This window comes from Bacteroides sp. AM32-11AC (assembly GCF_003603515.1).
GTDB classification, from domain to species: Bacteria; Bacteroidota; Bacteroidia; order Bacteroidales; family Bacteroidaceae; genus Bacteroides; species Bacteroides uniformis.
The window spans coordinates 25296-50230 of the sequence record NZ_QTNH01000014.1 but is presented as its reverse complement, the minus strand read 5'-3'; the positions used below and the strand labels follow the sequence as shown (position 1 = coordinate 50230).

Below are 24935 nucleotides of genomic sequence, written 5' to 3'. Positions count from 1 at the left end.
AAAATGATAGAGATATGAGAAAGCACTTGTTTTATTTGAGTATGGTTCTCGTACTGACGCTTTTTTCCGCTTGCGGTGGTGGTAAAAAGGGTGTGTTTACTCCGACCTCCAGCGGTCGTGCGTATGAAGTTCTGGTAGTGGTGGAGCCCGGCTTGTGGGAACGTCCTGCCGGTAGGGCGCTTTTCGATGTGCTTGATTCTGATGTTCCGGGGCTTCCCCAGTCAGAACGTTCATTCCGAATCATGTATACTGCCCCTTCCAATTATGATGCCACTTTAAAACTGATTCGCAATATCATTATTGTCGATGTGAACAAGGACCTCTATACCCAGCCTAAATTCAAGTATGCAAGGAATGTATATGCTGCTCCTCAGTCTATTCTCACTATTCAGGCACCGGACGAGGCTTCGTTCGAGAAATTTGTGGAGGAGAACAGGCAGGTAATCATCGATTTCTTTACCCATGCGGAAATGAATCGTCAGATTTCAGTATTGAAGGACAAGCATAGCGACTATATAGCAACGAAGGTGAAGAGCCAGTTTGATTGCGATGTATGGGTGCCGGGCGAACTGACATCTACCAAGGAGGGTGAGAACTTCTTCTGGGCAGGTACGAATGCAGCTACCGGCGACCAGAACTTTGTAATCTACTCTTATCCTTATACGGATAAGGATACGTTTACTAAAGAATATTTTGTTCATAAACGCGATTCCGTGATGAAGGTTAATATCCCTGGTGCCCGTGAAGGTATGTATATGTCGACGGATTCTCTGATGACCGATGTACGCCCCATCAGTGTGCAGGGAGACTATGCACTGGAGGCTCGCGGCTTGTGGCGCATAAAGGGTGACTTCATGGGCGGTCCGTTCGTATCGCATGTACGTTTGGACAAGGCCAATCAGCGTATTATCGTATCTGAAATATTTATTTATTCACCTGATAAAATGAAACGTAATCTGGTACGTCAGATGGAGGCTTCGCTCTATACCTTGAAACTGCCTGGCTGTAAGCAGGAAGGTGCGGAAATTCCGGTAGGCGTAACCTCAAAAGATACTACTAATAATAAGTAATAAAAATGGAAGACAACAAAATAAGAGTCGGCATTACACAAGGCGACATTAATGGTGTAGGGTATGAAGTGATTTTAAAGACGTTTGTAGACCCGGTGATGCTGGAATTGTGTACGCCGATTATCTACGGTTCGCCTAAAGTGGCAGCTTATCATCGTAAATCATTGGACTTGCCTACCAACTTCAGTATCGTCAACTCCGCCTCCGAAGCGGTTCCCAATCGCTTGAGTGTAGTGAACTGTACGGATGATGAAGTAAAGGTTGAGTTCTCTAAACCTGACGTTGAAGCTGGTAAAGCTGCACTTGGTGCACTGGAAAAAGCCATTGAGGAATATAAGGAGGGAATGATAGACGTGATTGTCACAGCTCCCATCAACAAGCATACCATCCAGTCGGAGGAGTTTGCCTTCCCCGGACATACGGAGTATATAGAGCAAAAATTGGGAGATGGCGAGAAGGCCCTTATGATTCTGATGAAAGATGACTTCCGGGTAGCATTGGTGACCGGACATATTCCCGTTAAAGAGATAGCCGGAAGCATCACCAAAGAACTGATACAAGAAAAACTGAAGATATTCAACCGCTCCTTGAAGCAGGATTTTGCTATCAGCGCACCGCGTATTGCAGTGCTTTCGCTGAATCCGCATGCAGGAGACGGCGGATTGCTGGGAACTGAAGAGCAGGAGATTATCATTCCGGCCATCAACGAAATGGCTGCTAAGGGTATGCTTTGCTATGGTCCTTATCCGGCAGACGGGTTTATGGGCTCAGATAACTTTACCCATTTTGATGGTATCCTGGCCATGTATCACGACCAGGGGCTGGCACCGTTCAAGGCATTGGCTATGGACGAGGGCGTGAACTATACTGCCGGCTTGCCGGTGATACGCACTTCGCCTGCTCATGGCACGGCCTACGATATTGCCGGGAAAGGAATCGCCTCTGAAGATTCATTTCGGCAGGCTATCTATGTGGCAATAGATGTGTTCCGTAACCGCCAGCGTGAGAAAGAGGCACATGCAAATCCGCTGCGCAAGCAATATTACGAGAAACGTGACGATAGCGACAAACTGAAACTCGATAGTGTAGAAGAAGATTTGTAGAATGACAAAAGCGGAAATACAACAAGTAAAATTACGTTTCGGCATTATCGGCAACAATGAAGCGCTGATGCGTGCCATTGATATCGCTATCCAGGTAGCGCCCACCGACTTGTCTGTACTGATTACCGGAGAGAGTGGTGTGGGAAAGGAGAGCTTTCCGCAGATAATACACCAGTACAGCCGGCGCAAGCATGGACAGTACATTGCCGTGAACTGTGGAGCCATTCCCGAAGGGACGATTGACTCGGAACTGTTCGGTCATGAGAAGGGCGCATTTACCGGGGCTATCGGCGAACGGAAGGGGTATTTCGGTGAGGCCAACGGCGGAACAATCTTCCTTGATGAAGTCGGCGAATTGCCTTTGCCTACCCAGGCACGCTTGTTGCGTGTGCTCGAGAGCGGTGAATTCATCAAAGTAGGTTCTTCTAAGGTGGAAAAGACCGATGTGCGTATTGTTGCCGCTACCAATGTAAACTTGACACAAGCCATTGCTGACGGACGTTTTCGTGAAGACTTGTATTACCGTTTGAACACAGTTCCTATTCAGGTCCCTCCATTGCGCGAACGCGGTGGAGACGTGGTGCTGCTGTTCCGAAAGTTTGCTTCGGACTTTGCAGAAAAGTACCGTATGCCTGCCATTCAGCTGACGGAAGACGGCAAGCAAGTGTTGCTGGGCTACTCATGGCCGGGTAATGTGCGCCAGTTGAAGAATATCACCGAGCAGATATCCATCATTGAGACCAATCGTGAAATCAATGCATCCATACTGAAGGGCTATCTGCCTGAGCAGAACAATATGCAGCGCCTGCCTGCCTTGTTTGGAGTGAAGGAGGACAAGAGCTTTGGGAGTGAACGGGAAATTCTCTACCAGGTTCTGTTTGATATGCGCCAGGATGTAACGGACTTGAAAAAGTTGGTGCATGAGATTATGGCTGAAAGGGGAACGGTAGCCAATCCGGCGGTTGCCACATCGGCCTACTATACGCCGGCTACTCCGGCGGTGGTACCTCCGGTAACATCCAGTGTCCCCACCATTATACATCCTTCGGTAAAGCCGGTTACTCCGGTGGACGATGATTTCCAGGATACGGAAGAATATGTGGAGGAGTCACTCTCCCTGGATGAAGTGGAGAAAGAAATGATACGTAAGGCGCTTGAAAAACATCACGGCAAGCGTAAGAGTGCGGCTCAGGATTTGAATATCTCTGAGCGTACGTTATACAGAAAGATAAAAGAATATGGATTGGATTAAAAAAGCGGCATTTGCTTCCTTGTTGGTAAGCTTGTTATTTCTGGTGAATTCATGTAGTATGAAGTTGGGACTTGCTCCGATAAGCTCTATCGACTATACAAAGGTAAAAACGATTTCCATTGCCGATTTCCAGAACCGGGCAGAGTATGTATATGCACCGCTGGCAACAGAATTTAACCAGAAAATGAAGGATATGTTCATTCAGCAGACTCGCCTGCAACTGGTGAATTCCGGAGGAGACCTGGAAATAGACGGAGAAATAACCGGCTACAATCAATATAATGAATCGGTGGATGCCAGCGGCTACTCTTCGAAGGTGAAGGTGACGCTGACTGTCAACGTGCGCTACACCAATAACACGAACCATGAGGAGGACTTTGAACAGCAGTTCTCGGCTTTCCAGACCTATGATTCCTCAAAATTGCTGACCGAAGTGCAGGACCAGCTGATAACCTTGATGGTGAAAGACATTGCCGAACAGATTTTCAATGCAACTGTAGCTAACTGGTAAACTCATGACGCCTACCCATTTGCAACAATGGATTCAGCATCCCGAGACGCTGAATAGGGATACTTTGTACGAGCTTCGCACATTGGTGGCACGCTATCCTTATTTCCAGTCGCTCCGTTTGCTCTATCTGAAAAACCTCTATCTGCTGCACGACATCAACTTTGGCGCGGAGTTGCGCAAGGCTGTGTTGTATGTGGCAGACCGTCGTGTGCTGTTTTACTTTATAGAGGGTGACCGCTATACTTTGAAATCCCGGAAGGTCTCGTCGCTGTTTTCCGGCGATTTGGAGAAAGAGCCGAGTGTGGACCGTACCCTTTCCTTGATTGACGCATTTCTGGCTACTGTTCCCGAAGAGCATTCACAGCATACGGAGCTGGATTATGCGGTGGATTATACGGCCTATTTAATGCAGGAAGAACCCGGTGTGGATGCAGAAGATGAGTCGGAAGTGCCTAAACTGCGCGGGCATGAATTGATAGATGACTTTATCCAAAAGAGTGAGTCTTCGGATGCCTCGGATACGAGAAGGGAGTTTCTTGTAGAGAAGGAGGAAGAGACTGAAGAAGAGGAAGAACCCTCCGTATCGCCGGTAACGGAAGAGTTGGACGATAGCTGTTTTACGGAAACTTTAGCCAAAATCTATATAAAACAGCACCGATATGACAAGGCGCTTGAAATTATTAAAAAATTAAGTTTGAATTATCCAAAAAAAAATGCTTACTTTGCAGACCAAATCAGATTTTTGGAGAAATTGATTATTAACGCTAAATCAAAATAACAAAATGTATTTATTATTAGTTATCTTAATGCTGATTGCATCTGTGCTGATGTGCTTCATTGTATTGATTCAAAATTCTAAAGGAGGTGGTCTGGCATCAGGCTTTTCATCATCCAACCAAATTATGGGTGTGCGCAAGACTACGGACTTTTTGGAAAAAGCAACCTGGACTCTGGCAGCTGTCATGGTAGTCTTCAGTATTGTTTCTGCTTACACTATTCCTTCTTCCACAGGCAAGGGCGGTGATGTGATTCTGGAACAGGCGCAACAAGAAGAAAAAACTAATCCTTATAACATGCCCGTAGGTACAGAAGCTCCGCAATCGGAGGCCCCTGCAGCTACAACTCCGGCTGAAGCTCCTGCTCCTGCAGCAGAAGCCCCTGCAGCAGAATAAGATAAGGATATTGCGGATGACTCCCGCTTGGAAAAATAAGAGAAAGGTTGATACTGAAAAGGTGTCAGCCTTTTTTCGTTTTGATGAAGTATTTATTTACCTTTGTCAGCAATTTATGCAATCTGATTAATAAATTGAAATCCAAATAGTACAATGACAGAACAACTCAAACTTAAATTGAATGATTCCAAGGCTACCCGTTGGGGGGCATTGGTGATTGTTGCCTTTACGATGATGGCAGCTTATTATGTAAACGACGTGGTAGCACCGTTGAAGACAATGTTGGAAACGGACTTGGCTTGGTCGAGTACCGATTTCGGATTCTTTACCGGTGGTTATAGTTTTCTGAATGTTTTTTTCCTGATGTTGATTTGGGGAGGATTAATCCTCGACCGCTTTGGTATCCGTTTCACCGGAAAGCTGGCAACTATCCTGATGGTAGGTGGTACAGCACTTGAATACTATGCAATGACGGGACTTGCCGGTGCCGACGCGACTTTATTCGGAATCAATGAAATATTTGGCTATAAAACGGGTGTGTTTGTTGCTTTTGCCGGTTATTCCATTTTTGGAGTAGGAGCGGAGGTCGCCGGTATTACAGTTTCCAAAATCATAGCCAAGTGGTTTAAGGGGAAAGAGCTTGCCACGGCTATGGGGGTACAAGTCGCTTTAGCACGTATCGGTTCGCAAGCCGGTTATGCCGTAGCCATTCCTTTGGCCCGTGCTTTCGGTATTTCCACACCGGTGTTGTTGGGTTTGGTTCTGTTGTTGGGCGGTATGATTGCTTTCTTCGTCTTTGCAGTGATGGACAAGAAGCTGGACAAACAGATGGAAGCTGCTGCCATTGCTGCCGGTACGGAAGATGAGGAAGAGAAGTTCTCTTTTAAGGATGTGAAGAATATTCTGGTCAATCCCGGTTTCTGGCTGATAGCATTGCTGTGTGTATTGTTCTACTCTTGTGTATTCCCATTCCAGAAGTTTGCTTCCGAGTTGATGATTATCAAATACGGTATCAATGAGAATGTGGCCGGTACATTTGCCGGACTTCCGGCATTGGGAGCGCTGATTCTGACTCCGGTCTTTGGTGGTTTCATTGACAAGCGGGGCAAGTCCGCATCTATCATGCTGCTGGGCTCGGCCATGCTGATATGTGTGCATTTCATTTATGCTATTCCCGATATAAACTATTGGCTGGTAGCTATTGTGCTGATGATAATTTTGGGTATCGCTTTCTCGCTGGTACCTTCTGCCATGTGGCCGGCTGTGGCCAAGATATTCCCGGTAAGCCAGTTGGGTACGGCATACGCATTGATTTTCTTTATCCAGAATATCGGTCTTTGGGGTATTCCTACATTGATAGGGTGGGTGCTTGATGCCTATTGTATATCCGGCAAGAAACCAGATGGAACGAATATGTATGACTATACGGTGCCTATGTGCATTTTTACCGGTATTGCCTGCTTGTCCCTTATAGTGGCTCTACTGCTGAAGAAGGCAGACAAGAAGTATGGTTATAAGCTGGAAGAGCCTAATATTCAGAAATAATAGGAAAAGCGGATACCGTATGATGGAAATACCCGAAGGAAAAGTAAGTCTGTTGGACGCTGTTCCGGTCCGCTGTGGACATATAACAACCGAATGGGAAGGTGAGTGCGCCGTACTCGCCTACCCACGGTTTAAATACGAATGGATGCGTCGTTTTTTATTGCCGAAGGGGATGTCTCCTGACATCCATGTGAGGCTGGAAGAACACGGTACAGCTGTCTGGAATCTGATAGATGGACATCGTACCGTGCGCGAAATCATCTCTCTACTTGCCAGGCACTTTGGGGAGGAAGAGAATTATATTCCCCGGGTCACCGCCTACGTAATGCAGTTGCGTAAGGATGGATTTATCCAGTTGACAATCCGGAATTAGAATTCCTTTATTCCCTATCCACTTTTATCAATCCTCCCGTTGCCGTATCAAACAGCACTTTGATGGTAGAATTCTTGTTGAACAGTACCGGTGCGAGGTATTCTACGGTGCCGAATTGGGTAATGGGAAGTTGGTCGTCAAACAATTTCTTATTGTTATACACCAATGTCACTTGTGCCTTGCCCGGAAGGTTATAGGCTACACCGTCCACTTTCTTTTTGCCTTCCTCGGTGGCAGATACATCGGGACTTTTGAGGTCGGTGACGCTGATATAATACGGTTCACCGGCAAGGTCATTATTGGCCACCACTCCCAGCTTTCGGGAAAAACGGAAAGCCACTTCATCTTTCATCTCTTTAGGCGTCAGCCGGATGGTGAATGTCTTGGGTTCTTTCTTTATTTTGCCCGAGAACATTTCCGTCATAGCCGTTTCCTGCTGGTTCAGATTGTCAAGCATCAGCTTGAGTTGGGCGCCGTCCTTGGGCATATTGTCTGCTTCGCCGCGCAGGAGGGCATTCTTGCTTTCGCGGATGCTGTATATTTCCTTGGCCACCAGCTCGGCCATCTTGGCACTGGAGTTGGACATCAGTATTTCTTCCGTCAGAAAACTGCGTGGGTCAATGCTGCTTTCGGTGGCTTTGGCTTCGGGCGTCTTGGCAGCAGGCTTACCGCTGAACGGAATGTTGATGGAGCGGACAATTCCGTCTTCGGTAAGCTCCATAAGGGGTGCTACGGTCTTGTCTTTCATCTTCACGAAATAGACGTTGTCCTTATCCGGTACACCGGCTATGCGGGTTTCTATCTTATCCAGTGTCCAGAACTCCTCGGGTTCGGCAGACACGTTGTTGAGACGCAGATAGCGGTCGGCATATCTGCAAAATTCTCCGGGAGTGTAGGTATGCTTGGTGGCTTGCAATACGATTTCTATTTCTGTTTTGGGCAACATATAAGTCACTCCGTAGTCTTTGCCACGCATCACACCGGTGGTTACGTCTGTTTGCGCCATGGCAGTGATAGACAAGAACAGAGCTGAGAGCATCAATATATTCTTCTTCATAATGTACATTCGTTTAGACTGATTTAGCTAAGGGACAAAGTTAATGAAGTTATCTTTGCTAAATATTGCTTTATAAATTATTAACAGAGCTGACGAACTGTACGCAAACCGGCATGTCGACTACAATGTCCTGATGAGTATCTTCCAAGAGTCCGGTAACTTCGTTTCGTTTGTATACCTGAATGACATTGCTGTCGCGGCAGGCGGCAAGCAAGTATTTACCGTTGGGCGTGATGTTGAAGTTGCGGGGATGGATGCCGGTGGGCTGATAACCTACCTTTGCCAAGGTCCCATTTTCGGGATTCACGGCAAAGATGGCGATGCCGTCTTCTTTCAGACGGTTGCTGGCGTAGAGGTATTTCCCATCCGGACTGAGGTGGATGTCTGCACTTCCACGGGCGGCTACGGTGTCGGCTGTGATAGTCTGTATCTGTTCCAGGCGGCCGTCGTCGTAACTGAAGGCAATGACCTTACCGGACAGTTCGGTGATGAGATAGGCAAACTTCCCGTTAGGGCTGAATGTCAGATGGCGCGGGCCGGAATCCGCTTCAATGCCAACGGCTTCCAGAGAAGCATGAGGAATAGGGTTGTCGGGGTGCATCACAAAGCGCAGGATGCGGTCGGCACTGAAGTCGGTGGCGAAGATATACTTTCCGTCCGGTGAAAAGACCGTGCAATGGATGTGGGGAGTGGCTTGCCGTATGGCGTCGGGACCGGTGGCAGAGCCTTGAAAGAGCGTGTCTGCAGGAGCCAAAGTGCCGTCTTTCTGTAAAGGAAAGACGGACATGGTTCCACCGCTGTAGTTGGCAGTCAACACTTCCCGGCCATTGGTGGCCACGTAGCAGGGGTCGGCGCCGAAGGTGGGAACGGTGTTCAGCAGGCGCAGTTCTCCCGTTTCCCGGTCGAAGGCAAGGGAGCTGAGGGCTGCTGTGCTGTCGTTCATTTCACTGACGGCATAGACAAATTCGCCATCTTCCGAGGGGACGAGGTAGGAGGGATTGGGCAATGCCGCTGAACTGAGCGGAACGGCTGTTCCCGTCTCCTGATTAAAGCGGAAGGTATAGATACCCTTGCTTGAGCCATTCGTGTAAGTACCTATTAGCATGGCGAGTTCGTCCTGGTCACCGTTAGTGCCCTTTGGAGAAGAGCCACATGCTGTCAAACCTAATCCGAGCATACAGAAAAGAAGTGTTTTCATTAATTTAATGTGTTAATGTGCCAATATGCTAATGTGCTAATTGGCTGCGCTGTATATGCTGCATGGTCATTGGTACATTAGCATATTGGCACATTAGCACATTAAAATTTAACTTCGGCAATACTGACGCGGTCATCGTTCAGCACGATGCGGAGGTCGCTGGCGGTAGTGCCTTTGAACGGATAGGAAATCAGTTTGCCGTATTCGCTGACGGTGCCCGAATATACGGTGAGGAACTGTCCGCCACCGCCCGAGAGCTGGATTTCGAAGGTTGCCGGCAGGTTGTTGTCACGTGTAAAGGCAATGGCAACTTTATCTACCTTGGCTCCGTTCTTTAAGGCAAAGGTAATATAATCTCCCTTATTTCCTTGCCATGCGGTATTGATTTTTTCGTCGAGCACGTTTTCGGCATCCTCTGGGTTGGTGCTGGCACTCACACGCTTTGCTGGTTTTTGGGCTTCAATGGCTTTGGCACGGGTCTGGTAGTCTTCTACGGTCAGCGTTCCGTTCAGGCGGATGTCTTCGGAAGAGGCGCCGGCCATGAGCACGAAGTCGCCGGGTTCCACCACCCATTTCATGTCAGCGTCCAGAAGCTCCAGGTGCTTGCGGTCGATGGTGAAGGACAGCTCCTGGGCTTCGCCCGGTTCGAGGTGGATGCGCTGGAAGCCTGCAAGATTCTTTTCGTAGGTGGTGATGCTGCTCAGTACGTCGCGGATATAGAGCTGCACTACTTCATCTCCGGCACGTTTGCCGGTGTTGGTCACCTTCAGGTGGACGGTGGCAGACTCGTTCGGGGTGATGACTCGGGGGGTGATGTCGAGGTCGGAGTACTCGAAGGTGGTGTAGCTCAAGCCGTAACCGAAGGGGTAGAGTGCTCCGTTGATGCGTGACATGTTGCCCGTAGGTCCCGGATTCTTACCGCCGTCTATCTGTGAAGAAGGTTTGCAGGGGAAGTTGAAGGGGATTTGCCCTACGGTCTTGGGGAAGGTCACCGTCAGCTTTCCACCGGGGTTGTAGTCGCCGAAGAGGATGTCGGCCAGGGCTGTTCCGCCTTTGGAGCTGGGATACCAGGCTTCGAGGATAGCGGGGACGAACTTGTCTGCCCAGTTGATGGAGAGCGGGCGTCCGTTGATGAGTATCAGTACGACGGGCTTGCCCGTGGCTTGTATGGCTTGAAGCAGTTGCAACTGCCGACCGGGCAGGTCGAGGCTAGTGCGCGATTTGTTTTCGCCGCAGGTGCGTTGTCCGCCGCCCAATACTACGACGGCAACATCAGCTTGACGGGCATTTTCTACGGCTTTGTCTATCTCGGCTTGTTCGTCGTCGGTCAGCGGATAGTCTATGATTTCACTTTCGGGCCAGTGGGCGTCCACCAGGTCGCAGCCTTTGGTGTAGAGCACCTCTGCCTTGCCTTTTGTCTTTTCTTGAATGCCTTCCAGCACAGTGGTCACTTCTACGGCAAGTGGGCCGTAATGGGTCAGCGCGTAGCCTTCTTCGTTGGCATTGGGACCACAGACGGCAATCTTCTTGGTGGAGTTGATGTCTAAGGGCAATAGTTCACCGGCATTCTTCAGCAGAACGATGGACTCGCGGGATGCCTGCAAGGCAATGGCTTCGTTCTCTTCTTTTTCCACTTCACGGTCGGCATCGGCAAGGTCTGTCTGATAGGGGGCATCGAACAGACCGATGAGGAACTTTACCCGAAGGATGTCGCGCACGCGGTCGTTGATGACTTCTTCGCTCAGTCCGCCTTCCTTCACCAGTTCGCGGAGGGGAAGGACGAAGGAGTCGGGCGAGCGGAAGGTGCAGCGTACGTTCAGTCCGGCTTCCACGCTTTGGCGGACGGCTTCTTTCATGTCTTTGGCGGTGCCGTGCTTGGTGTAGAGGTATTCTACGGCGTCACTGTCGGATACGACGTAGCCACGGAATCCCATTTCGCCACGCAGGCGGGTGGTGAGCCAGTAGTAGCTGCCCTGCACGGGGATGCCGTCGTAATCGTTGTACGAACTCATTACGCCCAGCATGCCAGCTTCCCGGATGACGCGTTTGAAGGGGTAGATGTGTATGTTTTCCACTTCGCGCGGCGACATTTGCGGGTCCACGCGTGCCATGCCTTCGCGGGCGCCTTTGTTGTTACTGTAAGCGGCAAAGTGCTTGCCGGTGGCGGCCACTTGGTGGTTGTGCTGCAAGCCGCGCACCATTTCGATGCCCAGTTCGGCTACGAGGTAGGGAGATTCGCCGTAAACTTCTTCGTAGCGTCCCCAGCGCTGGTCGCGTCCTACGTCGAGGATGGGGGCGTAGACGTTGGTGTAGCCCAGCATGCGGGCTTCGCGTCCGGTGATGAGTCCTACTTGGCGAATCAGTTCACGGTTCCAGGTATGTCCCAGTCCCAGTTGGGTGGGGAAGTTGGTGGCGCGGTAGCTTTCCACGCCGCGTATGCCTTCGTTGGTAAAGTCTACGGGGATGCCGAGACGGGTATCTTCCACAAAGAACCGTTGCACCTCGTTCAGTGCCCAGGCGTGGCGCGAGGCGGGCCAGACGTAGGCATTGTCCGAGGGAGGCAGCCCCCATTGCTGGAAGCCGTTCAGGTGTTCGTCGATGGCGCCGATACCGTCTTTCCAGAGCAGCTCTTTCCATTCGGGGGTGGGGAGGTCGTCTTTCAGTACGCGTTTGTAGCCGTAGAGGGTGACCATTTGGCAGGTCTTTTCGTCCAGCGTCATCTGTTGCAGCAGGTTTTCGATGCGTGCTTCGAGCGGGGCGGAGGGGTCTTCGTACACGTCTTTCACTCCGTTTTTGTTGAAGTCTATCCAACCTTTGCGGTACATTTCACTTTTCACCGGCTTGTAGGTTGCCGGTGTTTTGGCAGGCTTTTGTGCGCAGAGCAGTGTGCTTCCTCCAAGCAGCAGGGTTAGGGCTATAAGGTTCTTCATGATATGTTCTAAAAATCTCTTGGTTATTATAGTTTCTTTTGTTGACAAAAATACGGCTAATGTGTGAAATAAAGGGATAAAATAGTCCGAAGTATCGGCTTTTATTGTCCGAAGGGTCTTCCTCTTACTAAAAATATCCTCCAAGACGCTACCGGGGAATTCAAATCATTATTAGACGAAACATATCATTCACTTTTAAAAAGAAAGAGAGAACACTATAATAACCTGAAAAGTAGATGCAATCGCGGTGTATACAAGTATTACGGCTACATCTGTTAAACGAGGGTGTATTTATATAATAGGAATCTGTTGGCGGAATTGTTGCTTGTACGGAAGAACTTTCTTTTCAACCTTGGGATGTCTAAACCCAACCTTGGTTTAGACATCCCAAGGTTGGGTATGGAAAAACCAAAGTTTGGGATAGATTGCTTCCTTAATTCTTTCCGGTTTTTCAGTTAACTTCAGAGACTTTTTCCGTTAACTTCCCATCTCTTTTGTGCAAATATCCATTACAGAAGATAGATATTCCCTCTTGCAGGGGGTAATTCCGTCAACGGATACTGGCTTTGGTAGCTGTTTGAACATTGATGACAATGGGGTGCACATATTCTATGTATGGAAGATTATTGTTTTTATCACGAAAAGTCAGTATTAGCTAATATTTGTAAATATATGGTGATTGCTAATAAAAGAATATGTATCTTTGGGCCAAAGAAAGCGGTAGAGGATGAAAAATAAAGTAGCATTTATCCCTTTTTCACCCTCCCTACTTAGCAATGAGTTACGCAATCTTTTAAATTTCAGACCGTTACAAAGTCATGGGGTTGACTGGATTTGACAGCGGGCAGAAATGGTAAGTAAGCATGCAGTGCGTCGTTGATTTGCACTTTAATCTCAGTCCTCAAAATTTTATCTGGCGAAACTCGTTACGCTCTCGCTGCTTAATCGAAGTATAGTAGATTGAAGCTTAATCCCGGCACCAGGTGCTGGGACGTGACATCACTCGGAAGCTGTTGCTCCGAAGCATTCCGATAAAGTGGTGCAGTCAAATCGGGGATAGTTCGTGTCAGCCTCGTGGCGCGGGTGAAAATTTAGAGGATAAGGCAACGGTTGATGGCTTTGGTTCTGCCGCTGCACGAAAATTTAGGCAAAGATAAGCATGTAGAAAGCTTATGATTTCCTCGTTTGGACGAGGGTTCGATTCCCTCCAGCTCCACGGATATAGTAAAAAGAAGTTTGTAAGTCCTTGAATTCCAGTAATTCAGGGGCTTTTTCTTTTCTTCTACTCCCCCTACCTTTTATATTCATTTAGAAAATAGTTGTAGTAAATGTGCTACAATTCAAAATTAATATCTACTTTTGTCTGTTCAAAAACCAATAACTATTAGAAGTGGGGGCAACACTTTAAATTCTGCAACAGATTTATGAAAATTCACGAAGGAAAATGTACAGAGAAGATTTTGAAAGAACGTGAACGGATTGGTAGTCGGTTAGCCATTCTTCGCAAGAAGAGAAATATGACCCAAGAGGAATTGGCTAATCTTTGTGGTGTTAATCGTGTTAATATAGCCAAGATAGAGAAAGGGGCTTATAATGTGAGCATTGATATACTATCTAAGGTAACATCCGCTCTTGGTTTTGTGATAGATATAAAAGTGGATAGCTCTGTTTGTCCGACTCATTTCTCTCAACGTAAACCTGTAAAGCTGGTAATAGGGAAAGACTATTATGTCAGTTTTGGCAATAACGAAGCCCATAGATGTAAGCTGGTTGATATTCCGGAGATGTACCAAGGTCAAAGAATTAAAATCGAAACTCCGACCCCGAGAGGGTCTATCACCCACATATTATTTGCCGATGAAATAGGAACGACACCTGACGAGGCTGTAATGAACCAAGTAACGATGTAAAAACATTAAAAGGGAGGAAGTGCAAGTTCCTCTTTTATTGAAATCCCCCTCGCTACAACCATCTGCAGCGAGGGGGATTTTTTAGTTTATGAGGGTTTCTACACCCACTCTTTCATCAGAGCTATTCAAAAAATTAATGATTTCTTCTGAATATATAATCTTAAATTGATGGTTCGGAATCAATTCTAAAGCTGGGAAATCAGTAGTGATTAACAGTTTTAGTCCCTTTCTTTAATATGTAAAAGCAACTTGTACAAAAGAAGTTTCTTATATACGGGATAGCAGCAATAACTCCGTTGAGCCTTCGTGGGGACAAGCCGAATTTGATTTTATAATGTGGGTTTATAAGGTACAGTCTCCGGTCAATGATTTGATAGTTGGCTTGCCGGACGATGCGATTGAACAGTTCGATGGTGCATCCGGTGCTCTTTATATCCAGTAGCTCCGTGATTACGCGTTCCTGCTCACCGCATAGTCTTAATATCCATCTGTATAAAGTGCGGGGAAGGAGGTGGAGAAAAGGGAAGTGTGAAACAATGCGGCTGTGTGCTATCTGCTGGTGGCCTCCGAATGGCATTTGCCAGGCGGGAAACCCTACAAATATAGCTCCATCGGCAGACAAATGTTTTTGTAGGCCGGAGAGGAACCGTTCTTTGTCTCTGATATGCTCTATCACATCGTGTAGAAGAATCAGGGGAAAATTCGTAGCCTTGTCCTCAAGCTGGAAAATGTCGGTGGCAATGAACTGTCCCTGCTGATGCCTTTGGGCGAAGAAGGTCCTGGCTTGCTCTATTCGCATGGCATCAATGTCTACGCCCATCACTCGGCAACCGGCTTTGGCAAAGGGGAGCAGATTGCCTCCCTCTCCACAGCCCACTTCCAGCACTTTATCGGGGATGTGTCCGATGACTTCCTTTATGTAGGGGATATAATAGTTCTTGCTGGTCTGTGACTGTTCACCAAAGTAGCTTTCCCGGTCGGTATGTCGTTTCTGCATGTTCTTTGTTCCTTCTTGAGTTTGATTATCCATATAAATAGATAATCAGTCGGGTAAAAGACTGCGTGGCGCATCGTTTTTTTACCAGGAAATGCGGAGGCCTACCGGGAGGGTGAATGTGAACGGGTGTTCCTTTCGGATGGTGCGCAGTTGGCTGCCGTCGGGGATATAATAGTTTACAGTCGGCTCCAGATAGATGCCTGCCTGGGGTGTGAGGCGATATTGTATGCCTATACTTGTGTTGACCGACCACTGCCAGGGAGCACTTACCGGCTGGCTGTCGAGCTTGTGTGGAATACTGTCCGTGACATGGAAGCTTTGGAGTGTCCCTTTTATGGGGATATCCACCTGCATGCCTGCCGTGGCATAACTGGAGAAACGTTTGTAATGCCAGAAACGGTAGGAAAGCCGGAGAGGAATGCCGATATAATGCAACTTCTGGTTGTCTTGAATGCGGAATGCTTCGCCGGTAGTGAACTCCGACCTGAGAAGCGTATATTGCAATCCGGTTTCCAGACTCCAACGCTCATTCAATTTCTTGCTGAGAGAGAGTCCCACGACGATGGGGGCATGATGTTGCTGGTTCTCAACAATCCTGCCGCTGTTATTCTGGGCAATCTGCATGAGTCCGATGGAATCTTTTCCCAGAGTACCCTGCTGATAGCGGGTGTGCAGATAAGAATAATACTCTTCCCACGTGCTGACTTGTTGAGGGAAGTCACTTGAAATGCCGTCGGTATGTGGAGTGGCAATCAGCTTATATAAGTTCTGTGCCAGTTGCGGTCCGAGTGAACCTGCCAGCATCAACTTCCATTTTCCGGATTTCTTCTTGCGGGTTGGCGGCATCAGGGAAGGGGAGGAGGCGAAAGCCATCTGCCGGTTGGTGATGGTCTGTCCGGTGAATGGAGAAGGTATGGGATATTTGTGGATACTATCTTTCATTGTGGGTATGGCAAGGGGCCATTCTGTGGAAACTGGAACGGGAGGGATGATTCGTTCCCTTTTGTTCAGATTTTCTTTGGTATAGCATTGTTCGTCGGTTCGGGGAGTATCGGTTTTCTTTGTTTGTTGCGTACTCCCGGCTTGCCTGGAAGAAACTTTGGACAAACGGTTTTCCCTGATACTCTTTTTCTCTCTGTACAGATAGTCATACAGCGTTGGAAAGAGAAGCAATACTGTCAAAACAATGAATACACGGTATCCTGCCAGCATCTTTTTAAGTAAAATTTTCGCCCGGAACAATTGGGAGGAAGAGGAGTGTGGCGCTATACCCAGTAAATCTCCGATTTCTTTGTGGGACAATCCTTCCAGTACTGCCAGTTTAAATACCTTGCAGTAGCCCTCCGGAAGGCTCTCCACTATATCCAGCATCTTATCGTACGAAATGAAATCCGGACAAAAAGGATTTTCAGCAGGCTCTTCCTCTTCCGGAATATCTGTCAATGGGATGGTGGGGTTGGCATTGGCATGGTTGAGGTATTGCAGTGCCAGGTTTCTCATAATCTTTTTCATCCAGTATTCCAGTTTCTCCGGGTTGCGCAGCGAATGAATGGAAGTGAATATGATGACAAAACCGTCGTGAAGAAGATCTTGGGCTATCGTTGGGTCGGGAATATAGCGTAGGCATACTTTCAGCATTTTCTCTGAATAGTTTTCGTAGAGCAGGCTCAAGGCCTGCCCGTTTCCCTTCTGGCATAAAGTGACAAGAGCTTTTGTATCCATGTGTTTGTCTCAATGTTATTTCTTAAGGATAGAGAAGAACATGAATGACTGCATGGATTTTTATTTTTTAACTAAGCCTCCCGGTTGACTTCTGCTGCACAGTCCGGACAAATGCCTTTCAGTACATAGTTGATGCTGTTCAGTGTAAATCCTTGAGGCAGCTTCACCACCGGAGTGGGAATGTTGGTGAAGCAGAAGGTTTTGTTGCATTTCTCGCAATGGAAATGGGTGTGCAGGTCGCTTACGTCGCAAGAGCAACTGTCGCTGCACACGGCATACTTGAAGGAACCCGTCCCGTCATCTATACTGTGTATCAGATGATGGGAGAGGAATAGGGTAAGGGTACGGAAGATGGTGGATTTGTCCACCGTATCCAGCATGGTTTCAAGGTCGAGCAATGAGACGGAACGGCCTGCCTGCATCATGGTGCGCAATACCAGGATGCGGATGGCAGTGGGCTGTATGTCCCTTTTGGCCAATAGGTCCAAATATTTCTTTTCTTCCATTTTTTCTATTTAATAAGTTTTTGTATGCATATGGCGTTCACTATCGCAATGAGGGCGACGCCTACGTCGGCAAAGACAGCTTCCCAAAGTGTAGCGATTCCACCGGCACCGAGGATGAGGACAAGCAGCTTCACTCCGAAAGCCAGCGAGATGTTCTGCCAGACAATCCGGCGGGTTTGCCTGCCCGCATGAATGGCGGTGGCCACTCTCGAAGGCTGGTCTGTCTGTATCACTACATCGGCGGTTTCGATGGCGGCATCGCTGCCAAGTCCGCCCATGGCGATGCCCACATGGCTAAGGGCAAGAACCGGGGCATCATTGATGCCGTCGCCCACAAAGGCTATTCGGTTGGCAGGGTTGCTGCGGAGTGCCTCGATGTGCTTCACCTTTCCGTCCGGCAGCAGGTCTCCGTATGCCTGGGTGATGCCTAGCTTTTCTGCAAAGTTAGTAACAATGGCTTGTTTGTCTCCCGATAATATCTGAATATTATTGATATTTAAAGCTTTTAATTCTTTGACGGCGTTGACGGCATCTTCCTTTAATGTGTCTGATAGCAACAGATAACCGGCATATTTTGTTCCGATGGCGCAGGCCACAATCGTATCGACAATTGATGACAATTCATCGGGATATTCTATCCCGAACTTAGTCAGCAGGCGGGTGTTGCCCACCAGGACACGCGTTCCATCCATAGTGGCTTGCAGTCCGTGGCCGGCAATCTCCGTAACGTCCGTTGTGGCAATCAACTCTATATCCCTTTGTTTGGCATAGCTTACGATGGCTTTGGCTATGGGGTGCGTACTGTTTCGCTCTGCCGAGGCGGCAAGCTGTATCAACTTCTCTTCCGTAACTCCCGGTTGTGCCTGGCAGGATTGTACATCGAAGGTGCCTTTGGTCAGCGTACCCGTCTTGTCGAATACCACCGTGTTGACTTGGGTGATGGCATCGAGGTAGTTGCCACCTTTGAAGAGGACACCCAGGCGGGAGGCGGCGCCGATTCCTCCGAAGTAGCCTAACGGAATGCTTACGACGAGGGCGCACGGGCAGGAGATAACCAGAAAGACCAATGCCCTGTATAGCCAGTCATTGAAGATGAACGAGAATTGTGCATCTGCCAGCGAATAGAGGAAGGGGAGCAGTACAATCAATGCCGCCAGTCCGGTGACGGCGGGTGTATAGATACGGGCAAACTTACGGATGAAAAGTTCTGCCGGCGCTTTGCGCTCGGAGGCATTCTGCACCAGTTCCAATATACGGGAAAGAGCACTTTTCTCGAAGGGTTTGGTGACTTGGATGCGTACGACTTTGTCGGTCGCAATCATTCCGGCAAGCACTTCCCCGCCCTGGCGGATGTTGCGGGGAACACTTTCTCCCGTCAGTGCAGAGGTGTTGAAGGCGGCAACTTCGTCCAGCATCGTTCCGTCCAGGGGGACGCGCTCTCCGGCTTTTACTTCGATGGTTTCGCCTACCTGCACATGTTGGGGAGCTTCGACAAGCGTACTGCCGTTTCTGATGACCGTTGCCGTTTCGGGACGTACGTCGAGCAGGGCGCTGATGTTACGCTTGGCTTTGTCTACGGCTTTGTCCTGAAAGAGCTCTCCCAAGGAGTAGAAGAGCATGACGGCAACGCCTTCGGGATATTCGCCTATATAGAAGGCGCCGAGGGTGGCGATGGACATAAGGGTGAATTCGCTGAACACGTCCTTTTGCAGGATGCTTTCCCAGGCTTCCCTCATCACCGGGAGGCCTACGGGGAGATAGGCAAGCAAGTACCATATAAAAGGTACATACTCTCCCTTGAAGAGGGTGGCGTCAGTAGCATTTAGGATGAGCCCTCCGAAGAGCAATAGGGCGGAGAGGATGATTCTCCAATAATCTTTCAGCAGACTGTTTCTTTTTTTTTGTATCGCTGTATGTCCGTGTGTGCAGCAGCATTTGCAACTCATATTGTTTCCTCCTATTTTCTATTTTCTGCTGCAAAGGTAGCGGAAAGGAGATGCAACTTGGTTGCAAAGTGAAAATTCCCGGACTGTCCGGGCTGTCTTAGATTTCCAGCATCCGCTTCTCCCGTTCCAGGTCTTTCTCGTTCAGCAGGGGAGAGGGGACGGAGCAGGTTTTGATGAAGTCGCCCGGCTGGCAGGTGTAGTTGTAGTAGGGGCGTTGCTCGTCGGTCAGCTGGTCTTGGGGGATGAGTTGGCCTTTCAGTTCCAGGAAGTCGTCCATGGAGGTGCTGTCCGAGTGTTTGATGAAGAGGATGCGGCGGGCTATGGGATTGCGGTTGTAGTCCAGACAGAGGTAGAACCCTTTGAGCAGGTGGGGAAAGTCGTACATGGGTAGTTGCAGGTAGATGGTGAACAAGGCTAGTTGGGGTGCCTCGCGTTCGTTGAAGAAGATATAGGCATTCTGGTGGTTGTTGAAGACAGCAGTGCCGAAGTGTGTGGTGTTGTAGGCGCTCATGTGCACCACTTTGACGTGGTCGTTGCTGTCGGCAGGGGTTATCAGGTAAGGCTCCACTTTTAAGGCATTGGAGGAGGAAGAGAGGCTGTAACTGATGTAGATGCCGCTGTAATTGTACACTTCCTGCGCCGAGTGGAGCATCTCATGAAGTTTATTAATAATGGAAATTCATTTTTGCTGTCAGCACCCGCCTCTATCTTTGCCGCCGAAATCAAGAACGAACTTAAACGACACACTATGTTCAACGGTGAGAAAAAACAGATAATACAGAGCAAGAGACTGGCTGATGCCTTGTTCATCCTTTGGGCGGGTGGAGCGGCTTTGCTCTCCTATTCACTGGTCTATGCGCTGCGCAAGCCGTTTACGGCTGCGGGCTTCGACGGGCTCGACTTCTTCGGGATGGATTACAAGACGGCAACCAGCATCGTGCAGATTTCCGGCTATTTTATTTCCAAGCTGATTGGCATCAAGGTAATTTCGGAACTGAAGAAGGAGAACCGTCTGAAGTTCATCATCCTCTCGGTGGCGGTGGCCGAGCTTTCGCTGGTGCTGTTCGGAGCGTTGCCCCGGCCGCTGAATGTCTTTGCGCTGTTCTTCAACGGGCTTTCGTTGGGATGCATGTGGGGAGTGATTTTCAGTTTCCTCAAGGGGCGGCGGGTGACGGACCTGCTGGCGAGCCTAATGGGGCTGAGCATTGCCATCAGTTCGGGCACGGCAAAGTCCGTCGGGCTGTTTGTGATGGAACATCTCCACATCAGTGAGTTCTGGATGCCTGCCTTTATCGGTGCCTTTGCCTTCCCGCTGCTGTCGTTGCTGGGCTGGCTGATGACGAGAATGCCGCAACCTACCGCGGCAGACCGGGCACTGCGCTCGGAACGGGTGACGCTGGACGGCAGGGCGCGTGCGGACCTCTTCAAGAGCTTCATGCCGGTATTGCTGATGCTGTTTGCGGCAAACTTGTTCATCACCGTCTTGCAGGACATCAAGGAGGACTTCCTGGTGAAGATTCTGGATGTGGAGGCGGCGGGGCTGTCGTCGTGGGCATTTGCCAAGGTAGATGCGGTGGTGACACTGATTATCTTGTTGCTTTTCGGGCTGATGTCCGCGGTGAGGAGTAATATAAAGGTGCTGTGCCTGCTGCTGGTGCTTGTGACGTGCGGCACAGCGACCTTGGGATTCGTGGCCTTCAATTACGATGGGTTGCAACTGCCACCCATGACGTGGCTGTTCCTCCAGAGTTTGTCGCTCTATACTGTTTACCTCAGCTTCCAGACGTTGTTCTTCGAGCGTTTCATCGCCTGCTTCCGCATCAAGGGGAATGTGGGGTTCTTTATTGTCACACTCGATTTTATCGGGTATACCGGTACGGTGGTGGTATTGGTATTCAAGGAATTCTTCAATCCGGACATCAACTGGCTGGATTTCTATAACCTGATGTCGGGCTATGTCGGCATTGTGTGCAGCGTGGCTTTCCTATGCTCGGCTGTCTACCTGGTGCAGCGCTATCGCAAGGAGAATGCTTCGGGACCGTTGGGCTCTTCCCTTTTCCGTTTGCGCCGTTGGTCCCGGCCGGGCAATTCCTTGCTTCTTGAGACTGAATAATAATAATATATCGTATGAAAAGAATTGAATGTATCATTATGGACTGGGCAGGAACTGCCGTCGATTACGGTTGCTTTGCTCCCGTCGCCGCCTTTGTCGAGAGCTTTCGGGCCATCGGCGTTCCCGTCACTGCTGCCGAAACACGTGCGCACATGGGGCTGACCAAAGTAGAAGAAATCCGTGCGCTGTTCGATATAGAGCGTGTCCGTGCGGAATTTGAACGGAAATTCGGCCGTCCCGCCGGTGAGGAAGACGTGCAGGCACGTTATGCCGAATTCCAACGGGTGTTGTTTGCCTCGCTCGAAGATTATACCGACCCTATTCCCGGTGTGGTGGAAACGATTTCCGCACTGCGTGCGCAAGGCATCCGCATTGGCTCCACCACCGGCTATACCCGTTCTATGATGGATGTTGTGCTGCCTGCCGCCACAGCCAAAGGCTATGCGGTAGATAATTGCGTCACTCCCGACGGGTTGCCTGCAGGCCGTCCTGCTCCCTACATGATATATAAGAATATGGCAGACCTCGCCATCCCCTCCGTAGATTGTGTGTTGAAGTATGGCGATACCATCGCCGACATCAAGGAGGGTATCAATGCCAAAGCATGGACCGTCGGCGTAGTCCTCGGCAGTAACGAACTGGGACTGACACAAGAGGAAGTCTCCTCCTTGCCTGCCGATGAGCTCGAAGCCCGTAAGGCCGATGTCCGCCGCCGCATGCTTGCCGCCGGTGCCCACTATGTGGTCGATACCATTGCCGAGCTCCCCGCAGTCATCGCCGAGATAAACCGTAAACTTGAGATTTTGTAACCCTTATAAACGTATAAACTTAAAAGCTCAATGCATATGAAACCCTACATTCTCCTTACCCCCGGCCCCCTTACCACCTCACAAACCGTCAAGGAAGCCATGCTGACCGACTGGTGTACCTGGGACGAAGACTACAACCTCCACATTGTGGAAGAAATCCGCAAGTCCCTCGTCTCCCTCGCCACCCAGCATACCGGCGACTATACTTCCATCCTCCTGCAAGGTAGCGGCACGTACTGTGTGGAAGCCGTCATCGGTAGCGTCATCAAGCCTGGCGACAAACTTCTCATACTGAGCAACGGCGCCTACGGCGACCGCATGGGCAACATCGCCGAGTATCACGGCATCTCGTACGACATGCTTGCTTTTGACGAAACAGAGCAAGTCTCCGTCAGCTACGTCGACGACTATCTTTCGCACAATGCCGAAATCACCCACGTTGCCGTGGTGCATTGCGAAACCACTACCGGCGTGCTCAATCCCCTCAAGGAGATAGCCCACCTCGTCAAGATGTACGGCAAGAAACTGATTGTAGACGCCATGAGCAGCTTCGGCGGTGTTCCCCTCGATGTACACGAACTGGGCATAGACTTCCTCATCAGCAGTGCCAACAAGTGCATCCAGGGCGTTCCGGGATTTGGCTTCATCATCGCTCGCCGTTCCGAGCTGTTGCACTGCAAGGGCGTCTCCAAGTCACTCTCTCTCAACATTTACGACCAATGGGAAGCCATGGAGAAAGGACATGGCAAATGGCGTTTTACTTCTCCTACACACGTGGTCCGCGCCTTCAAGCAAGCCATGGACGAACTGGCAGAGGAGGGCGGTGTGGAGGCCCGTCACAACAGATATTGCGAGAACCACCGCGTGCTGGTGGACGGCATGCGTTCCCTCGGTTTCCAAACGTTGCTGCCGGACGAGATTCAATCGCCCGTTATTACTTCTTTCCTCTATCCTCATGCCGATTTCAACTTCAAAACTTTCTACACACAACTGAAAGAACGTGGATTTGTCATCTATCCGGGAAAGATTTCGCAAGCCGACACTTTCCGTATCGGCAATATCGGAGATGTTCATCCCGAAGATTTCCGGCAGCTGATAGAGATAATTCGCGAGTGTAAATACTAAGCTCCGAATCTGCATAGATTTAATCGTTCCATCGTGGAGGAAAAATCGTTCCACCATGGTGGAACGATTTTTTCCTAGTGGTGGAATAATATTTTCCCCATGATGGAATGATTTGTCCTTCGCCTTCCTTCTTCTTAAGCTTCCCTATTAAATTTGACCTTCGTCAAGTCTGTAAACGCTATCTTTTCGTATTTTTGCACCCAATTTCGGAGGTATCAGATTTATGGCAACATCCAGAGAAATGACGGAAGGACGGGCTCTTCCGTTGATTTTCAACTTTACTTTGCCTTTACTGCTCGGCAATCTGCTGCAACAGACCTATTCATTGGTAGATGCAGCTATCGTGGGGCGCTTTCTGGGTATCAACGCCTTGGCTTCAGTCGGGGCAAGCACTTCGGTCGTTTTTCTTATTCTGGGATTCTGCAATGGCTGTTGCGGAGGTTTCGGCATTCCCGTGGCGCAAAAGTTCGGTGCGCGGGATTATGTCACGATGCGCCGTTATGTGGCTGTCAGCCTGCAGCTGGCTGCGGTGATGTCTGTTGTCATTGCCGTGGTTACCAGCATTTACTGTGCAGATATTCTGCACATGATGAGTACGCCGGAGAACATATTCACGGGAGCCTATTATTACCTGCTTGTCACGTTTATCGGGGTTCCCTTTACTTTCTTCTATAATCTGCTGTCCAGTATTATCCGTGCATTGGGTGACAGCAAGACGCCGTTTTGGTTTCTACTTCTCTCTACGGTACTGAATATCCTGCTCGATTTGTTCTGCATTCTGGTACTGGGTTGGGGAGTGGCAGGAGCTGCCATCGCTACCGTATTTTCACAAGGCGTCTCGGCCATATTGTGCTACATCTATATGATGCGTCGTTTCGACATTCTGAAGACAACGCCAGCCGAGCGGAAATTCGACGGTGCTTTGGCACGCACACTGATGTACATCGGCGTACCCATGGGACTGCAATTTTCCATTACTGCCATTGGCAGCATTATGCTGCAAAGCGCCAATAATGCTTTGGGTACGGCTTGTGTGGCTGCATTCACGGCAGCCATGCGTATCAAGATGTTTTTCATGTGTCCTTTCGAGAGTCTGGGCATGGCAATGGCCACCTATAGCGGGCAAAACTACGGTGCGGGCAAGCCGGAACGTATCTGGATGGGAGTCAAGGCGAGCGCCTTGATGATGATTGTTTATTGGGCGTTCACTTTCTGTGTACTGATGTTCGGTGCCAGGACTTTTGCCCTGCTCTTTGTAGATGCCTCTGAGTTGGAGATTTTAAAGAATACGGAGTTGTTCCTGCACATTTCCGTTTCCTTTTTCCCGGTTTTGGGACTGCTCTGCATCCTGCAATACACTATCCAGGGGGTGGGATATACCAATCTTGCCATGCTTTCCGGTGTCTCGGAGATGATTGCCCGGATACTGGTCAGCCTGCTGGCTGTTCCGGCTTTCGGCTATCTGGCCGTGTGTTTTGGTGACCCTACTGCATGGATTTTTGCAGATGCCTTTTTAATACCAGCCTTCATTTATGTCTATCGGCGGATACTTCGGATGAAGAAAAATTAGTGTATCTTTGTATCGGGGAGTTGAAA

20 protein-coding genes, 1 other RNA gene and 1 pseudogene are annotated in these 24935 nt (G+C 49.3%); 14 read left to right on the top strand and 8 right to left on the bottom strand.

Annotated elements, in window-relative coordinates; translation table 11 throughout:
• Nucleotides 1–14 precede the first annotated feature (14 nt).
• The 8 genes from DW800_RS15215 (at nucleotide 15) to DW800_RS15180 (ending at nucleotide 7026) form a co-directional block, all read left to right on the top strand.
• The gene (locus DW800_RS15215; protein ID WP_117704019.1) at nucleotides 15–1070 is read left to right on the top strand and encodes a DUF4837 family protein; all 1056 of its coding nucleotides are present in this window, start codon (nucleotides 15–17) and stop codon (nucleotides 1068–1070) included.
• Nucleotides 1071–1075: 5 nt separating this feature from the next.
• Complete coding sequence (gene pdxA / locus DW800_RS15210; RefSeq protein WP_117704018.1) at nucleotides 1076–2173, top strand: 4-hydroxythreonine-4-phosphate dehydrogenase PdxA; 1098 nt, start codon at nucleotides 1076–1078, stop codon at nucleotides 2171–2173.
• A gap of 1 nt (nucleotide 2174) precedes the next feature.
• Nucleotides 2175–3425 (top strand): sigma-54 interaction domain-containing protein, encoded by a 1251-nt coding sequence (locus DW800_RS15205; protein WP_117680904.1) that lies wholly within the window; start codon nucleotides 2175–2177, stop codon nucleotides 3423–3425.
• Nucleotides 3412–3936 (top strand): LptE family protein, encoded by a 525-nt coding sequence (locus DW800_RS15200; RefSeq protein ID WP_005831940.1) that lies wholly within the window; start codon nucleotides 3412–3414, stop codon nucleotides 3934–3936. The genes DW800_RS15205 and DW800_RS15200 overlap by 14 nt, the downstream gene beginning before the upstream one ends.
• A gap of 4 nt (nucleotides 3937–3940) precedes the next feature.
• Entirely contained in the window at nucleotides 3941–4714 is a 774-nt protein-coding gene (locus tag DW800_RS15195) for a hypothetical protein (protein ID WP_005831938.1), read from the top strand.
• Nucleotides 4715–4718: 4 nt separating this feature from the next.
• A complete protein-coding gene (secG, locus tag DW800_RS15190) occupies nucleotides 4719–5108 on the top strand; it encodes a preprotein translocase subunit SecG (RefSeq protein WP_009038088.1) in 390 nt (129 codons plus the stop codon).
• Nucleotides 5109–5261: 153 nt separating this feature from the next.
• On the top strand, nucleotides 5262–6653 hold the full coding sequence (locus DW800_RS15185; RefSeq protein WP_005831932.1) for an MFS transporter: 1392 nt from the start codon (nucleotides 5262–5264) through the stop codon (nucleotides 6651–6653).
• A gap of 19 nt (nucleotides 6654–6672) precedes the next feature.
• Nucleotides 6673–7026 carry a PqqD family protein gene (locus tag DW800_RS15180; protein WP_005831929.1) on the top strand — a complete coding sequence of 118 codons (354 nt, stop codon included), beginning with the start codon at nucleotides 6673–6675 and terminating at the stop codon, nucleotides 7024–7026.
• Nucleotides 7027–7033: 7 nt separating this feature from the next.
• Here the strand turns inward: DW800_RS15180 and DW800_RS15175 are convergent, their stop codons facing one another.
• From DW800_RS15175 to DW800_RS15165, 3 genes are all read right to left on the bottom strand, one after another.
• Complete coding sequence (locus DW800_RS15175) at nucleotides 7034–8083, bottom strand: DUF4831 family protein (RefSeq protein ID WP_057089751.1); 1050 nt, start codon at nucleotides 8081–8083, stop codon at nucleotides 7034–7036.
• A gap of 70 nt (nucleotides 8084–8153) precedes the next feature.
• A complete protein-coding gene (locus tag DW800_RS15170) occupies nucleotides 8154–9281 on the bottom strand; it encodes a lactonase family protein (RefSeq protein WP_117704017.1) in 1128 nt (375 codons plus the stop codon).
• Between the two features lie 101 nt (nucleotides 9282–9382).
• Nucleotides 9383–12211, bottom strand: coding sequence for a beta-glucosidase (locus tag DW800_RS15165; protein WP_119958179.1), 2829 nt, complete (start codon nucleotides 12209–12211; stop codon nucleotides 9383–9385).
• An 820-nt stretch (nucleotides 12212–13031) separates the two neighbouring features.
• Between DW800_RS15165 and ssrA the strand changes: the two genes are divergently transcribed.
• Together ssrA and DW800_RS15155 are read left to right on the top strand one after the other, a co-directional pair.
• Nucleotides 13032–13430, top strand: a transfer-messenger RNA (tmRNA) gene (gene ssrA, locus DW800_RS15160).
• 205 nt (nucleotides 13431–13635) lie between these two features.
• On the top strand, nucleotides 13636–14121 hold the full coding sequence (locus DW800_RS15155; RefSeq protein WP_016272883.1) for a helix-turn-helix domain-containing protein: 486 nt from the start codon (nucleotides 13636–13638) through the stop codon (nucleotides 14119–14121).
• A 199-nt stretch (nucleotides 14122–14320) separates the two neighbouring features.
• Here DW800_RS15155 and DW800_RS15150 read toward each other — a convergent pair whose 3' ends face one another.
• From DW800_RS15150 to DW800_RS15130, 5 genes and pseudogenes are all read right to left on the bottom strand, one after another.
• Nucleotides 14321–15118, bottom strand: a complete 798-nt coding sequence (locus DW800_RS15150; protein ID WP_117704033.1) for a class I SAM-dependent methyltransferase — start codon at nucleotides 15116–15118, stop codon at nucleotides 14321–14323.
• Between the two features lie 81 nt (nucleotides 15119–15199).
• A complete protein-coding gene (locus DW800_RS15145; RefSeq protein WP_117704008.1) occupies nucleotides 15200–16840 on the bottom strand; it encodes a sigma-70 family RNA polymerase sigma factor in 1641 nt (546 codons plus the stop codon).
• 71 nt (nucleotides 16841–16911) lie between these two features.
• On the bottom strand, nucleotides 16912–17346 hold the full coding sequence (locus DW800_RS15140; RefSeq protein ID WP_005831909.1) for a Fur family transcriptional regulator: 435 nt from the start codon (nucleotides 17344–17346) through the stop codon (nucleotides 16912–16914).
• A 5-nt stretch (nucleotides 17347–17351) separates the two neighbouring features.
• Complete coding sequence (locus tag DW800_RS15135) at nucleotides 17352–19292, bottom strand: heavy metal translocating P-type ATPase (RefSeq protein ID WP_119958178.1); 1941 nt, start codon at nucleotides 19290–19292, stop codon at nucleotides 17352–17354.
• Nucleotides 19293–19389: 97 nt separating this feature from the next.
• Nucleotides 19390–19947, bottom strand: a pseudogene (locus tag DW800_RS15130) (hypothetical protein); the annotation flags it as partial.
• Here DW800_RS15130 and DW800_RS15125 point away from each other — a divergent pair.
• The 4 genes from DW800_RS15125 (at nucleotide 19948) to DW800_RS15105 (ending at nucleotide 24909) form a co-directional block, all read left to right on the top strand.
• Nucleotides 19948–21405: a DUF5690 family protein gene (locus tag DW800_RS15125; RefSeq protein ID WP_117704005.1), complete on the top strand. Its 1458-nt coding sequence runs from the start codon at nucleotides 19948–19950 to the stop codon at nucleotides 21403–21405.
• A gap of 14 nt (nucleotides 21406–21419) precedes the next feature.
• On the top strand, nucleotides 21420–22214 hold the full coding sequence (gene phnX, locus DW800_RS15120) for a phosphonoacetaldehyde hydrolase (protein WP_008665282.1): 795 nt from the start codon (nucleotides 21420–21422) through the stop codon (nucleotides 22212–22214).
• Nucleotides 22215–22250: 36 nt separating this feature from the next.
• The gene (locus tag DW800_RS15115) at nucleotides 22251–23339 is read left to right on the top strand and encodes a 2-aminoethylphosphonate--pyruvate transaminase (RefSeq protein ID WP_008665284.1); all 1089 of its coding nucleotides are present in this window, start codon (nucleotides 22251–22253) and stop codon (nucleotides 23337–23339) included.
• 223 nt (nucleotides 23340–23562) lie between these two features.
• Nucleotides 23563–24909, top strand: coding sequence for an MATE family efflux transporter (locus tag DW800_RS15105; RefSeq protein WP_057252340.1), 1347 nt, complete (start codon nucleotides 23563–23565; stop codon nucleotides 24907–24909).
• The last annotated feature ends 26 nt before the right edge of the window (nucleotides 24910–24935 follow it).